At 34.7% G+C, this 14,676-nt stretch carries 13 protein-coding genes; 6 read left to right on the forward strand and 7 right to left on the reverse strand.

Annotated features, from left to right (window positions below; genetic code table 11):
- The first annotated feature begins 81 nt into the window (after positions 1 to 81).
- Both ACWV26_RS01210 and ACWV26_RS01215 read left to right on the forward strand, forming a co-directional pair.
- Positions 82 to 1,377, forward strand: a complete 1,296-nt coding sequence (locus ACWV26_RS01210) for an O-acetylhomoserine aminocarboxypropyltransferase/cysteine synthase family protein (protein WP_455896575.1) — start codon at positions 82 to 84, stop codon at positions 1,375 to 1,377.
- 631 nt (positions 1,378 to 2,008) lie between these two features.
- On the forward strand, positions 2,009 to 2,995 hold the full coding sequence (locus tag ACWV26_RS01215) for a homoserine dehydrogenase (protein WP_455896576.1): 987 nt from the start codon (positions 2,009 to 2,011) through the stop codon (positions 2,993 to 2,995).
- A 687-nt stretch (positions 2,996 to 3,682) separates the two neighbouring features.
- Here ACWV26_RS01215 and ACWV26_RS01220 read toward each other — a convergent pair.
- Complete coding sequence (locus tag ACWV26_RS01220) at positions 3,683 to 3,913, reverse strand: DNA-binding protein (RefSeq protein WP_455896577.1); 231 nt, start codon at positions 3,911 to 3,913, stop codon at positions 3,683 to 3,685.
- Positions 3,914 to 4,232: 319 nt separating this feature from the next.
- On the opposite strand from ACWV26_RS01220, the gene ACWV26_RS01225 reads away from it, so the two are divergent.
- Complete coding sequence (locus ACWV26_RS01225; RefSeq protein WP_455896578.1) at positions 4,233 to 4,928, forward strand: response regulator transcription factor; 696 nt, start codon at positions 4,233 to 4,235, stop codon at positions 4,926 to 4,928.
- Positions 4,929 to 5,068: 140 nt separating this feature from the next.
- A complete protein-coding gene (locus tag ACWV26_RS01230; protein WP_455896579.1) occupies positions 5,069 to 7,270 on the forward strand; it encodes a sensor histidine kinase in 2,202 nt (733 codons plus the stop codon).
- 87 nt (positions 7,271 to 7,357) lie between these two features.
- On the opposite strand, the gene ACWV26_RS01235 is transcribed toward ACWV26_RS01230, so the two are convergent.
- The 6 genes from ACWV26_RS01235 to ACWV26_RS01260 all read right to left on the reverse strand — a co-directional run bounded on the left by ACWV26_RS01235 (position 7,358) and on the right by ACWV26_RS01260 (position 12,286).
- Positions 7,358 to 8,653, reverse strand: coding sequence for a helix-turn-helix domain-containing protein (locus ACWV26_RS01235; RefSeq protein WP_455896580.1), 1,296 nt, complete (start codon positions 8,651 to 8,653; stop codon positions 7,358 to 7,360).
- Between the two features lie 167 nt (positions 8,654 to 8,820).
- A complete protein-coding gene (locus tag ACWV26_RS01240; protein ID WP_455896581.1) occupies positions 8,821 to 9,456 on the reverse strand; it encodes a response regulator in 636 nt (211 codons plus the stop codon).
- Positions 9,434 to 10,480, reverse strand: a complete 1,047-nt coding sequence (locus tag ACWV26_RS01245) for a sensor histidine kinase (RefSeq protein WP_455896582.1) — start codon at positions 10,478 to 10,480, stop codon at positions 9,434 to 9,436. The genes ACWV26_RS01240 and ACWV26_RS01245 overlap by 23 nt, the downstream gene beginning before the upstream one ends.
- The gene (gene liaF, locus ACWV26_RS01250) at positions 10,477 to 11,172 is read right to left on the reverse strand and encodes a cell wall-active antibiotics response protein LiaF (protein ID WP_455896583.1); all 696 of its coding nucleotides are present in this window, start codon (positions 11,170 to 11,172) and stop codon (positions 10,477 to 10,479) included. Before liaF ends, ACWV26_RS01245 begins: the two co-directional genes overlap by 4 nt.
- A gap of 100 nt (positions 11,173 to 11,272) precedes the next feature.
- Positions 11,273 to 11,917, reverse strand: coding sequence for a PspA/IM30 family protein (locus ACWV26_RS01255; protein ID WP_455896584.1), 645 nt, complete (start codon positions 11,915 to 11,917; stop codon positions 11,273 to 11,275).
- A gap of 15 nt (positions 11,918 to 11,932) precedes the next feature.
- Positions 11,933 to 12,286: a lmo0954 family membrane protein gene (locus ACWV26_RS01260; RefSeq protein WP_455896585.1), complete on the reverse strand. Its 354-nt coding sequence runs from the start codon at positions 12,284 to 12,286 to the stop codon at positions 11,933 to 11,935.
- 187 nt (positions 12,287 to 12,473) lie between these two features.
- On the opposite strand from ACWV26_RS01260, the gene ACWV26_RS01265 reads away from it, so the two are divergent.
- Both ACWV26_RS01265 and ACWV26_RS01270 read left to right on the forward strand, forming a co-directional pair.
- Positions 12,474 to 13,565, forward strand: a complete 1,092-nt coding sequence (locus ACWV26_RS01265) for a metallophosphoesterase (protein ID WP_455896586.1) — start codon at positions 12,474 to 12,476, stop codon at positions 13,563 to 13,565.
- 112 nt (positions 13,566 to 13,677) lie between these two features.
- A complete protein-coding gene (locus ACWV26_RS01270) occupies positions 13,678 to 14,505 on the forward strand; it encodes an undecaprenyl-diphosphate phosphatase (RefSeq protein WP_455896587.1) in 828 nt (275 codons plus the stop codon).
- Positions 14,506 to 14,676 lie beyond the last annotated feature (171 nt).

A 14,676-nucleotide genomic window follows, 5' to 3' on the forward strand; every position in this document is an offset into this window, starting at 1 on the left:
AAGGGTTTTTCTTTTTATAGAAACCCTTTTACACACCTCCGTTTTCCATCTATCACATTTAAATTTTAGGAGGAATTATCAATGACAGAATTACGTAAAGAGACTTTAGCAGTACATGGTGGTCAAACACCTGATCCAACAACAGGAGCAATTGCCGTTCCTGTGTATCGCACAACAGCATACAAATTCAAGGATTCTGAACATGCCCGTAAATTATTTGCACTTGAAGAACCAGGTAATATCTATTCTCGTATTATGAATCCAACTGTAGATGTTTTTGAGAAACGTATCGCATTGCTAGAAGGTGGTACAGCAGCAGTTGCCCTTTCTTCAGGTATGGCAGCTATTGCATTTTCAATTTTAAACATTGCTCGCGCTGGCGATCATATTGTTTCAGCAGCTAGTATTTATGGTGGTACTTACAATCTATTTGCAAATACATTGCCTCGCTATGGCATTACAACGACATTTGTTGATGAAAAAAACAATGCAGAATTTGAAGCAGCAATCAATGAAAATACAAAAGCAATTTATGCTGAAACAATTGGTAACCCAAGTCTTTCAATTGTAGATATTGAAGCATTAGCAGAAATTGCACACAAACATGAAATTCCATTAATTATTGACAATACATTTGCTTCACCTGTAGGTTGCAATCCAATCGAATTTGGTGCAGATATCGTTGTTCATTCTGCAACGAAATGGATTGGTGGTCATGGTACAACAATTGCTGGTGTAGTAGTGGATGCCGGTAAATTTGATTGGACCCGTGGAAAATTCCCTGATTACACTGAGCCAGATGCATCTTATCATGGTTTACGCTATGGTATTGATACGAGTGATGCAGCTTTCGCAACTCGTTTACGCGTTCAATTACTACGTGACTTTGGACCAACACTTAGCCCAGATGCAGCATTCAATCTATTACAAGGTTTAGAAACACTTCATTTACGTGTTCCATATCACAATGAAAATGCACGCAAAGTAGCAGAATATCTTCAATCTAATGACCAAGTTGAATGGGTACATTATAACGGATTTGATGACAGCGAATTTGCATCACTTGCTAAAAAATACTTAAAAAATGGTTTCGGCTCTGTACTTACATTTGGTATCAAAGGGGGCCGTGATGCGGGGCGTCAGTTAATCGACAATATTGAATTATTCTCCCATGTTGCAAATGTTGGGGATGCACGTTCATTAATCATTCACCCAGCATCTACAACACATCAACAATTGAATGCTGAAGAACTTAAAAAAGCAGGTGTTCCCGAAGAATTAGTACGCCTATCCATTGGTTTAGAAGCAGCAGAAGATATTATCAATGCATTAGAAACTGCGTTTGCAAAAGTAAACACAAAAGCAACTGCGAAATAAAGCGAAACTTTAATTAGTGGGGGTTTTCTGACGTACAGGAGGTATCAGTGCCAACGTTGTGATTGACGTGGCGGTTTTAGTTGGCCATACCCCACTAATTGTTAGTCCCGTTCTACTGTCGATTAGTTCAACTAAACCTCTGCTAACGCATCGGTAAGTTTCACTGTATCTCACCGATCGGGTTTTTACGGGCAGTTATCTCAACCGCTGCTTCTTCAAGTTCTTTAAAGCCTTGAGGTGGGAGGCAAAAGCCAGTTAATGCGGGATAAAAGAATATAGTCAGTTTCAACTATATGAAAGAGTGACGCTTTTATGGCAGTCACTCTTTTCTTTTCAAAAGTGTATTAAAATTATTTTTAATCTCCTACTAATCAGAAAATTCCATTAAATCAACGTTGTAAGCGCTTTTCATGACCTCCTAGAAAAAACAATTGTCTTTCTGAGAAAGATTTTCCTTGTAATCTGTCCGTAGGTAGTCTAAAATCATCAATAAGTAAAATTATTCAGTTTTTTTAATAGCGTTTTAGTTTAGTATTATTCATCAAGCTTAAGAAGAGCTTCACGTGGATAGGATGAACCTGAAAAAAGCAATTCTACAATATAAGAAAGAAAAAATTTGGAGGCGAGAAACATGACGGCAGTGAAGGTGGCAATTTTAGGTTTTGGAACGGTTGGCCAAGGTATTCTTCGTATTGTCAATGAGAAGCGTGAATACTTTAAAAACACTTTAGGTGTGGATATCGAAATCGCTAAAATTCTCGTAAATAATGTGAACAAACCACGCCCGCATGCACCAAAAGAATTACTAACAGATAATTTTGAGGATGTTTTAGCAATTCCAAACTTAGAGGTTGTATTTGAGGCTATCGTTGGCGAAGAACCAGCGTATAGCTATTTATCTCAAGCAATCAAAAAAGGTTGCAACATTATTACAGCGAACAAAGTGATGTTCTCAAAATATGGTTTAGCTTTACAAGAAAAAGCAAAACAATTTGGAGTGCAAGTTGGCTTTGAAGCTACTGTTGCTGGTGGGGTACCTGTGATCAAAACAATGCAAAATATTCTACGTGTAAACAAAGTTAGCCATATTCAAGGAATCCTAAATGGCACTTCAAACTACATCCTAACTCAAATGCGCAGTGAAGGCATGCCATTTAATGAAGCACTAAAAGATGCACAGAAGTTAGGTTATGCAGAAGCTGATCCATATAATGATATTTCTGGTCAAGATCCATTCCGTAAGTTAATGATTTTAAGTGCACTAGCATTTGGGGAACAGCCGAATTGGGATGATGTTGATGTGGTTGGAATCGATGGAATTACTGCCGAACAAGTAGAAGAAGCCAAGGCAAAAGGATTACGGTATCGCCATATTGCTGATGTACGCAAAGATGAAGCAACAGGTAAAATCATTGCCACAGTGGGTCCACAATTGATGGGGCCAGATCATCCGCTCTATTCTATAGAAGGAGTTAATAACGCAGTAGCACTTGATACAAATTATATCGGTACACTTACACTTGTGGGGCCAGGAGCAGGCATGTTCCCTACAGCTAGTGTTATGGTGGAAGACTATGCAGACATGTTAGTAAAAGCACCAGTAGTCGTTTCAATTTAATATTGCACTCATTCCTAGTGTTCTTAAATATTCTTCATTCATATTATATAATCGTAGTGGGTTGCTAATAGTGTCTTAATATTTAGTGAACAAATTAGCACCCCTGACGAGCTTATGCTTCTTATATAAAAGACGCCTACTGATACATAATAAATAAGAAAGTAAAAGAGGGATATGGTTAGGGTTGTACTTTAAAGCTTATAAGAGTGTTTTAAAAAAAGAACTTCTTTTTGCTTTTAATCATTGTAGTTTTATTATTTTTACATTTGGTATTTGGATGGAAATTCCTGTTTTTGTGATATTCCGCATTAACGGGCAGTAAGACTAACTGCGAGGCTATAGAAAATTCGAAGAAGCATAGGTGTGGGATAACTGCCCGTAAATGCCCGATTGGTTCAACTAACAATCAGCGGGGGAACCCCACTGATTGAAGTTTCACTTTATCAATATGGATTGAAAAAATGACTGCGAGTGGTGTTGATTTCGATAGGGGTATTGAATCAATTTAAAAGTAGCGCACAAGTTTGTGAATAACGGTAGAAACATTATTTGGATATTTCTTAAAATCGAAGTTTGTTTTATTTTCATATGTTGTGCAATTGTTGAATTAATCTTTCTACTCATTGTGATTCAATAAGAGGCATACCAAAAGTTAAGTATTCCTAACTTTTAGTATGCCTCTTATATTTAGTCTTCGTCTTTAATATCAATATCCTCAGGGATGGGTGTATTTTTCCATATTTCAATTTCTTCTTTTATTCTTTCTAGCTGCTCGTAGTATCGATCGAATTGATCACTACTAATCAATAACTGTTCTCCATCATAAACTGCACGAATGCGGCCTTCTAAAACATAACGCATCACTTGATGTTCTGGCATTGAGATATCCTTCGCAGTATCCACAATGGTTTTGTACATAGCGCTCGGCCTCCTTTGCATCATTATAATTGAAGAAAAGTATATCCTCAAGCTTACAGAATATATGAGTGGACAGAGAAAAAATAATCCACAATTAAAAGCAACAGTGAATAACTATGTGGAAAAACTGTTTTAAATGGCAAATAAGACATTAAAGCAGTTTTTTTTGTGGATAACTTTTGGAAGAATAATTACTGAATGCTATACAAAATGTAGCCTCACAAAAATTCTTAAGAAATTCTTCATTTTTATCCTCATTACTTTTTAAGATTTAATCTGTAAAATGATACCCATAAGAGAAACGAAGGGAGTGTAAAAAGTGACAACATATACAATTTTAGTGACAGATGATGATCAAGAAATTCGAGATGGCATCGAGATTTACTTGGAAAATGAAGGATATAACGTTCTGAAAGCAGCAAATGGCATGGAAGCTATCGAACAATTAATGGAACATGAAGTACATTTAATCATTTTAGATATTATGATGCCAGAATTAGATGGCATTCAAACAACATTTAAAATACGAGAAGAACGTAATATCCCAATTATCATGTTGAGCGCAAAAGTAGAGGATTCAGATAAAATTCATGGACTATCGGTCGGAGCAGATGATTATGTAACAAAGCCCTTCCATCCTTTAGAGTTAATGGCACGCGTGAAATCACAGTTACGTCGTTATGTAAAGTTAGGAACATACAGTGAGCAACAGGGAAAAGTGACAGTTGGAGGATTATCTTTAGATTCTGATGCCAAGACAGTATTGCTAGATGGAGAACCAATTAAATTAACGAAAATCGAATATAACATAACAGAGCTGTTACTAACAAATGCGGGTAGAGTATTTTCTATTGAAGAAATATATGAGCGCGTGTGGAATGAACAAGCCTATAATGCGGATAATATCGTGGCCGTACATATAAGGAAAATTCGTGAAAAAATAGAGGTTGATCCAAAAAATCCGAGATACTTAAAGGTGGTGTGGGGAATTGGCTACAAAATTGAAAAAGCATAGTTCATTCATATGGTCAATTATCGCCCTCATTTTAGCATTCTGTAGTTTACTGTATTGCTTAAGTTTTATATTTCATGTAATGGACTTTAGCTATGTCGAGTCATTTGCAAAACTAACACGTACGATGGGGGGAGTGTAGCATGAGGAAGTCTAAAAACACTATACTACTTTCCTTAATCTGTATGATTCTGATTGGTGGTTTTACATTTTGGGAATACGGTAGTCGATATTTTATGAAAAATTTCTTCGAGTCAGATATTTTTCAATCAGAATATGATAGTTTTACCAATCAACTGGGACCGCTTATACTAAACCCTATAGATGTAACCTTAGCAAAAAAGAATATTAGAGTGTCAAAATCAGAAATAGAGCAATATCGTACTTATTATGGAAGCTTAAGTGAACAAATTACTAATATCAATGCGCAATATACTGATAAAATTGAAGAAGCAAGAACCTCAAAAGCAACGTCTGTGGAAAAAGCCCTGATTAATGAGCGAGATAAAAAGATAAGAGATATTACAAAGAACTTTGAAGATGAGGACTATGTATCTCGTAAAATCATGAAGATAAAAGAAGAGGAAATTGAACAATATGAAAAATATATAGCGGATCAAAAACAGAATTTCCTCGATCAATATGGTTATTTTGCCTATGAATTAACTGATTTACAAACAGGCCAAACCTTTACTTCAGGACATTATTTACAAGACCCTACAGTTTATACTCGAAAATATAATAAGAACCAAAATGCATTGCAAACATCAACTATTGAAAACAACTATTATTCAGCAGTAGATGACAATAAAATTTCATTTAATATAGAAGATATAGTGCAGAATCCAAGGCATCAGTATACAGGGGAAATCTTAATTTTAAAGTCAGCATTTACGAATTCTGGATTCTATCAGGAATATAAAGATTTTAAATTCCGCCAAATATTTTTAATGTGTGTATGGATTTTAAGTTTATTGTCCCTAGTAGTATTATTCTTCAAAAGACCATTTAAATTAGAAATGAAAAATAACCATTCTTTGTTGCGTATTATTCGAAAATGGCCAATTGATATTCGAGCGATTTGCTTAATCATTAATGGATTTGGCATAATGACTAACTTGTTCATTATTTCGGATCATCTAGCTCTCGGATATTTACATAATCTGTTTTCATTTGTAGCTGTACTTGTCATAGCTACTGCTATATTGTATCTTCTTACTTGGTTTGCGGTGATGCAGTTACTTTCGATAATTGAAGATATGGATACAGAAGAAAAACGAATCATTCAATATAAAAAGTCAGTTACTTTACGTATAGCTCAAGATATTAGCAATCTATTTTTATCAATGAGTATTGGGCTCCAATCAGTGGCATTATTAGTCATAATATTTTTAGCGGGCGTTGGAGTAGTAGGTGCGTTTTACGATGGTCGATTATTGCTTATTTATCTATTCTTATTCGTTGTTGTAGCACTTCCTACAATTATTATTTTCTTACGTCGCATGGGCTATTTAAATAGTATCATGAAGCTAACTGAAGATATGCTAGAAGGACGATTGAATAGCGAGATTGCGGTGCGTGGTAAATCTGTATTAGCCAAGCATGCTGCAAATTTAAATCGATTGCGAGAAGGCGTTCGCATTTCATTAACGGAGCAGGCGAAAAGTGAACGTTTGAAAACAGAGCTCATTACAAATGTAAGTCACGATTTACGAACACCGCTTACGTCAATTATTACGTATACTGATTTATTGAAAAATCCAGAGTTAACAGAGGATGAGCGGAAAAGTTACGTAGAAATTTTAGATAGAAAATCACAGCGCCTTAAAACGCTCATTGAAGATTTGTTTGAAGTTTCTAAAATGGCTTCTGGCAATATCGAATTGCAAAAGCAAAAAGTCAATTTAAATCAATTGTTGCTACAAGCATTAGGAGAACAAGAAGATAATATGGAGAAAGCCACGATGGATTTCCGTATCCAAATAACAGATGAACCTTTAATGGCTTATGTTGACGGTCAGAAATGGTGGCGTGTACTAGACAATCTTATTAATAATGCGTTGAAATACACCCTGGAAGGAACGCGAGTGTATATCTCATTAGAACGAGTGGGTGATCAGGCACAGTTTGTGATTAAAAACATTGCAAAATACGAGCTTGGTAATCAAAATGTAGATGAATTATTTGAACGCTTTAAACGAGCAGATGCATCTCGTCATACAGATGGATCTGGACTTGGCCTTGCTATTGCGCAATCTATTGTAGAATTACATGGTGGAACAATGGATATTTCAATAGACGGTGATTTATTTAAGGTTATTGTCAATGTACCAATAGTTAAATAAACGAACATATAATAACCCCCAAAGCTATGACAAATAGAGTCAAGCTTTGGGGGTTATAATGATACAACTGTTAAATAATGTTTTCTACTATGATAAATCTTCCCACCCCTGGATATTTTCAATAGTATATACCACATCATTTGCTATTTGATAATAGTAAGTAGCCTTTTGATACTCCTCATTTTTACATAACAGATTACCAAGTAATGTCGCATATTTATAAACATTTTTGTAGTCCTTTATTTGTCGGAAATAGTCAATGCAACTTGAAATAAGATCCTCGTCAAAGTCAATAATATGGTGAATAATTTTATAGATAGAAAAATGATAGAAGAACTCGATTGCCTCCTGTTGTAAATGGGAATTTTCTATCAACTGTAATCCTTTTTCACACCATGTTTCTACACACGTTGTTCTTTTGAGCTTGGAATATTCTTTAACCATTGAATGAATTGTAATAAGAATCCGTAAAGGTGCAGTTTCGACAGCTAAACTTTTTCGAAAATAAGAAATGGCACCCCTAGAATCGCCTTCACATGCATAGACATTACCAATATTTTGGTAAATAGCTCCATGGTTCTCAGCCAAATTGTATTTAGAACATACTTCATAGCATTCATCAAGCTTTTCTAAAGCGGTACTATAATGTCCATTTTGGATATAGCATAGGCTTAACTGAATGGTACAATTAACCATTTGTTGAGGATGTTGTAATTCAGTGAATAGTTTCAATGCTAGTTGCGCGTATTTAATTGCATTTATTGTTTGATGCAATTGATAATAGACCGTGCTAAGCATACAATAATATCTAGCTTTTTCATCCTTCTTTAGTGGAACTTTCGGTAATAATAATCCAGCTTTTTCTAAGTAAGATAGTCCGTCTTGGAATTTTTTTTGACGTTTGCAATATAGATAACAGTTTATATAATAAATGAATTTTTGGGAATTATTTAATTTTTCTTCTACTGTAGAAAAAGCATCTCGAAATGTATCAATTTCTGAGAGTGGGACATCCGCTAAAAGATATAGATGAAATAGTCTTAAATTAAAAGAGTAGAAATTTTCAATTTTTTTAAATTCCAAATTCATGGAAAGATAGTGATCAATTGTTTTTTTCATTTCGACGCAATCATTTTTTAAAATAACACGATTAATTTCATTATAGCTATCACTCATAAATTGTTCTTCATCTACATGAATGTAATGTTCTAAGTTAATTTGTAGACGATTGATTAGGGCATTCATTACTTCATCTTGTGGTATTTGTTTGCCCCTTTCAATTTTACTTAGGTAAGATGTAGAACAAATATTTTCGGCCAAGGCTTTTTGGGTAATGTGTCGTTTAATCCGCTCAGATTTAATGATAGTTCCGATATTTTCCATAGTAACCCTTTCATTCTATTATCCTATTTATAAAATTATTTCATGATTTCGAGAGAATTTGAATCCGTAAAAAGGTTTATTTTACTCATTAATTTTACATATATCTGAAAATACTTTTATAAACTGGAAATAGAAAGGAAAAAACCACTAGTTTTAAGCGGTTTTTATCATTTAGTAGGGACGAGTTCATGGTTAAATGCATAAACGACTGCTTGTGTGCGGTCTTGTACTTCTAATTTGGAAAGAATATTACTTACATGTGTTTTGACGGTTTTTAATGCGATAAATAATTCGTTTGCAATATCTTGATTGTTTTTTCCTTGGGCCATTAATAGAAGGATTTCATGTTCACGGTCTGTTAGATCTTCGTGAAGCGGTTTATCCTTGTGACGCATACGTTGCATCATTTTATTGGTGACTTCAGGTTCCAAAACAGGCTGACCATTATATGTGTTGCGAATAGCATCAGCAATTTGTCTAGCATTAGTTGTTTTGAGTAGATAGCTGATAGCGCCAGCTTCTAGTGCAGGATATACTTTATCATCATCTAAGAAACTAGTGACAATCATGATTTTAGCTTCGGGCCATTGTTTAATAATTGCTTCTGTTGCTTCAGCTCCTGTCATTATGGGCATCACCATATCCATTAAAATAATGTCTGGTCGATGTTTTAGTGCTAATTCAACAGCTTTTTCGCCATTTTCTGCCTCTGCCACAACCTCCATATCAGGTTGTGCTTGTAAATATGCAGAAACACCAATACGTACCATTTCATGATCATCAGCTAATAGAATCCGTATCATTTTGTAATAGCTCCTTCTCTACCGGAATTTGAATTTCAACTACTGTACCTTGTGATGGGACAGAAATAATTTTACACGTTCCTCCAATTTCAACTGCGCGTTCTTCTATATTATGCAAGCCATAAGATCCTGCTTTTTCATCAACTTTCGTAAAGCCAATACCGTTATCTTGTATCCGAAAGATAACACGCTCATTTCGTTCAACTAGTAATAACTCTAATTCCGTTGCTTTTGCATGTCGCAAGGTATTGGAGAGAGTTTCTTGTGCAATTCGGAATAAGTGATCCTCAGCACCTTTGGATAGATGGACTTTTTCCAAACGATACTTAATCGAAAAGGCCACTTTTTGTTGTAGCTCAACGAGTAGGTCCTCAATGCCTTGTGTTATTGATTTATTATTCAACGCAACAGGTCGAAGGTGAAGTAAGAGTGCTCGCATTTCAAGTTGTGCCTGTTGAATAATTTGTTCAGTTTGTGCAAGTGTATTTTTTGTGAATTCAGGTATCTCTTCAGGTACAGTTTCGTTGACTGTTGAAAGCAGCATAGATGCAGCAAATAATTGTTGCGAGACGGAGTCATGGAGTTCTCTTGCTAATCGTTGTCTCTCCTGAATAATTTGCTCTTGTATGATTTGATCTTGATTGCTTGCTTTTTCATTTGTTAATTTTTGGAGACTTTTTCGTTGTGTACTGATTAATTCTTTTGTGTCGTTTAATGTTTTTTGTACACTAGGATCTACAATTATTTCCGGGGGAATATTGTCGTTTTTTAAGACGTATTGTAATGCTTGTAAAAATTGTCGCTCTTTTTGCTGAACTAAGAGCATACTCCAAACTGTGATACAAATGCTGAATATGAATAGTAAAATCAAAAATAAAAGGATGATTGGTAAACGCCAATAATTAGTCTCCCAAAGAAAGGCCCAATCAGTTAAATGTGTACCGTAAAGGATTATGAAAATCGTAGCTAAGATAATTATTTCAAAGAAGAAAATGCTTATGACTCGCGTCAAAAATTTCGTCATTGGCGAATCACCTCAACATCTCCAAAAAATGATGAAACTGTGATAATTAGTTCAGAGCTTGCTTCTTCAATATTTTCATATCCGTCACGAAGCGAAAGGGTATCGTGCCAAATACGTGGAAATGTTGTTCCAAAGCATTTTGCCTCACCAACAAACGTGTTGTAATGCAAACGGATAGGAACTTCGTAAGGGACAATAATCTGAACTTTTCCAAATCCTTGCCGAATAGAAATAAGCGAAGCGCCCTTTGGTAATACAGTTTGAGTTGTATCAATATGCAAGTTACCTACAAAACTTTGAATATGCACATCATGCCATTCATATGACTGTATTGGTGTACTTTGAAATGAAAATAAGTAGTTTTTAATTGGGTGACTAGAAGCATGTTTAGAAACTGGTTTTGCAAATGAAATATGTATCGGATCGCCTTTTTTCATTTGCCATAATACATAGATTAGGGTTACCACAACGATAATGCGCAAACTCCACATGCTTAGTAACGTAATCGCTATACAAAATACGCCAATCCAAAAAAGCCATTTCCGTCTTTTGCGCATGCTTATATAAATGAAAAAAGCACCCATTATCGCAAACATAATACTGCCATTTTGAAAGAATGTAGCTTCTATAAAGATAAGTAAGAATGCAGTAATCGCAAGCATTGTCAGCTTATTAGTTGAAAAACGCGTCATTGGTTGCCTCCTTCTGAATTTAATAAAGCAAAAAGAGAAGGACGTCCTTCTCTTTTTTAGTATAACGATAGTCAAGTGGAAGTCTAGTTATTGTAGCTTTTTACGGTAATTCTTTTTGTGAAACTTGATTTTCAAGTTGTGTTAGACGTTCTTCCATTGTAGTGATTTCATGTGCACGATCAATTTTTTGACCTAGACGTTCGATGTAGTTTTCCATTTCATCAAACGAAGCAAGTCTCTTATCCATATTTCCAGTAGATTCTGGATTTAGAACGTGATCCATTTGATTATGTGCACGAACGACATTTTCTTTTTCCATCAATTGCAATTGACGAACTTTCATATCTTTAATCTTGTGTTTCATTTCTTCAAATTTGCGTTCTAGACCGAATAATTGTTCAGTAGTTTTACCAATACTATTTTTTAAGACGTTGCTGCGCTCGGCGTATGCTTGAACTTCTTGTTCAGCAAAACTGATTAGATCGGATTCACCACTTAATTTTGCAAGTTCTAATTGTTGTGAGCGCTTTTCAACCATTTCCATCGTATCTTCAAGCTCTTTCTCAAGCTTTTGTTTCAGCATGCTTTGTCTTTCTAATAATTTGCCTGTTTCTTCAGTTTGTTTTTCTGCTTCGCGGACATATTGATTTAACATTGCGATCGGATTCTTTGCCTCTTTTTTATCAAAGAGATTATGAAGATCCGCTTCAATTGTATATTTTAAACGTTGTAATAAGTTGACCATGGATGGTACCTCCTGTTATTTTGTTAGTTCATTCCATTGATATTCGAAATTTGTGAATGGGTCGTCTTTTGTTGGAGCGATGAAAGAATTGCTTTGTTCTGAACTGTTCCATTTACGGATGATCACCCAGAAGATAGCAATTGCAGCTAATCCGATAAGGCCAGGAATATTAGCAGCGGTTGTTAATAATCCAGCAATAGCAACAAGTGCCCATACAATTTTTGAAAATGTAGAATTACTTTTCAAATAATAGTGAACCCCTGCAAAAAGGATAGCTGCTGAAATGGCTAGACCAGTTAAAGCTCCTAAAGAACATAATATTGTAATAGCGGCTATGACACCGATGATCAATAAACCAAACTTTTTCATTGGTTATTTCCTCCCTTCGTTTGTACCTTTATGATAGGCAAAAAAAGGATTTGCCAAAACGGGCTAGGAGTGGATTTTCCTCTAGGTCTGGAGGCTGAGTCCTTCTTATGAATTGAAAATAATCACATCGCTTTGTAAAATGTTTACAGGTATATGACACCTGAACTCTAAAAGGAGATTACCAAATATGCGAAAGAATATAATAGTAGGAATTTTAATTTTCGTTTTATATAATGCCATTGTTTTTTATCTTGGATTTAATGTGTACCATTGGTTAAATGGGGCATTTCATCTTAAGATGCCTATTCTGTTTACAATTATTTGGTTATATATCGCCTATAGTGTAGTAATAAGTAATTACAATGAACGGTTTCGAATAACAAAAGTAATTAGTGGTTATTGGATGATATTTTTTGAATATGGAATTTTTTTATTTCCTCTTGCCAATTTGTTGTTATGGTTCTTTCCTTCGATTCATATGGTCCTAGTAGGGTTTGTTGTTTTGATGGTTATGTTAGTAATTGTTGGTTTTGGTACCTACATGGCCTATTCACCGGTTGTTCATGAAAAAACAATTCAAATAAAAAAACAATCTTATAAAATGCAACATTTACGTATGGTGATTGCTTCAGACTTTCATCTTGGCATTATGTCTAACAAGAGACTTTTACAAAAATTTGTTACGCGTTCAAATAACGCATCACCAGATATCATCTTCCTTGTTGGGGATATTGTAGATGATCATCCATATTGGTATAAGGCATATAAAATGGATGAAGTCATGAAAACTCTCACTTCTACATATGGTGTTTATGGTGTATTAGGAAACCACGAGTACTATGGAAGACAAATTCCGTTGTTTATCGATGAAATGAAAAAGTCGGGCGTAACAATTTTGCAGGATGAAACAATTTGTGTTGCTGATTCGTTTTACATTACAGGTAGGGAAGACAAAACAAACAAAGATCGCAAAACTTTACAACAACTATCTTCTATTGTGAATCATCAATATCCATGGTTTGTCATGGACCATACACCTTCAGATTTAGTTACACCTGTTAAACTAGGCGTGGATTTACATCTTTCAGGACATACCCATCTAGGACAATTGTGGCCAAATCAGTGGATTACAAAGAAAGTCTTTGAACTCGATTACGGATACATGTTGAAAAAGACAACCCATATTCTAGTGTCTTCTGGTTTTGGCTTTTGGGGGCCACCGATTCGTACGAATAGTAGATGTGAGATGTGGGTAGTGGATGTTGAATTGATTGATTAATTTAATGAAATCTTAAGAAACCTTCTCATCCTAGTATGATATGATAGTTTTGCTCAAGTAAAATTGGAAGCATATGTTTTCTTAAATAAAAAAATAGAATAAAGGAGATACTATGGACTTTTTAGAGTTGTTAAAATCCATTATTTTGGGTTTTGTAGAAGGTATGACTGAATTCGCCCCTGTTTCATCTACAGGTCATATGATTATTGTGGATGATATGTGGTTGAAAACGAAAGACTTCTTAGGAGATTCTTCTGCTAATACATTTAAAATTGTCATCCAATTAGGATCCATTTTAGCTGTAGTGGTTGTAATGTGGAAACGAATGTTAAGTCTTATTGGTCTATATAAAATAGAGGGGCAAAGACCACATCATCGATTTAACCTATTGCATGTTATTATCGGGGTTATTCCTGCTGGTGTATTAGGTGTGTTATTAGAGAACTTCATTGATAGTCATTTATTTGGTATTAAGCCAGTAATCTTTAGTTTATTCTTTGGTGCATTATTTATGATTGTAGCAGACAAGTTTGGACCAAAGAGACCATCTGTTACTTCTTTAGATGATTTATCTTATGGGCAAGCATTTAAAGTGGGACTTATTCAATGTTTATCATTATGGCCAGGATTTTCTCGTTCTGGCGCGACAATTTCAGGTGGTGTATTACTAGGCTTAGATCACCGCACAGCATCTGATTTCACCTTTATCATGGCTGTGCCAATCATGGCGGGTGCTAGTGGTTTATCACTTGTAAAACACTTTGACCAAATCAATTTCGGCGACATGGGCTTCTATATCATAGGATTTATCAGTGCATTTGTCTTTGCGTTGATTTCTATTAAATTCTTCTTAAAACTAATATCAAAAGTGAAATTAGTACCATTCGCTATCTATCGTATTGTATTAGCAATAATACTTGCTATTATTGTTTATATGTAATTAAAAAGAGATTGTCTGATAAGTATATATTAAAAAATATAGTATAAAATTGATAAAAAGCTGTTTTTCTATTTTTAATAGTAAAAACAGCTTTTTTTGATATGTATATTAGTCTTCGAATGCTGAAATTCCTTAGGAGATTAATAAAATTTTGATTTGAATTTTTAATGT

This window comes from Rummeliibacillus sp. JY-2-4R, assembly GCF_053847205.1.

Coding starts and splice junctions, on each gene's coding strand:
- ACWV26_RS01210 (WP_455896575.1), top strand. CDS start 82: ATGACAGAATTACGTAAAGAGACTTTAGCAGTACATGGTGGTCAAACA.
- ACWV26_RS01215 (WP_455896576.1), top strand. CDS start 2,009: ATGACGGCAGTGAAGGTGGCAATTTTAGGTTTTGGAACGGTTGGCCAA.
- ACWV26_RS01220 (WP_455896577.1), bottom strand. CDS start 3,913: ATGTACAAAACCATTGTGGATACTGCGAAGGATATCTCAATGCCAGAA.
- ACWV26_RS01230 (WP_455896579.1), top strand. CDS start 5,069: ATGAGGAAGTCTAAAAACACTATACTACTTTCCTTAATCTGTATGATT.
- ACWV26_RS01235 (WP_455896580.1), bottom strand. CDS start 8,653: ATGGAAAATATCGGAACTATCATTAAATCTGAGCGGATTAAACGACAC.
- ACWV26_RS01240 (WP_455896581.1), bottom strand. CDS start 9,456: ATGATACGGATTCTATTAGCTGATGATCATGAAATGGTACGTATTGGT.
- ACWV26_RS01245 (WP_455896582.1), bottom strand. CDS start 10,480: ATGACGAAATTTTTGACGCGAGTCATAAGCATTTTCTTCTTTGAAATA.
- liaF (WP_455896583.1), bottom strand. CDS start 11,172: ATGACGCGTTTTTCAACTAATAAGCTGACAATGCTTGCGATTACTGCA.
- ACWV26_RS01255 (WP_455896584.1), bottom strand. CDS start 11,917: ATGGTCAACTTATTACAACGTTTAAAATATACAATTGAAGCGGATCTT.
- ACWV26_RS01260 (WP_455896585.1), bottom strand. CDS start 12,286: ATGAAAAAGTTTGGTTTATTGATCATCGGTGTCATAGCCGCTATTACA.
- ACWV26_RS01265 (WP_455896586.1), top strand. CDS start 12,474: ATGCGAAAGAATATAATAGTAGGAATTTTAATTTTCGTTTTATATAAT.
- ACWV26_RS01270 (WP_455896587.1), top strand. CDS start 13,678: ATGGACTTTTTAGAGTTGTTAAAATCCATTATTTTGGGTTTTGTAGAA.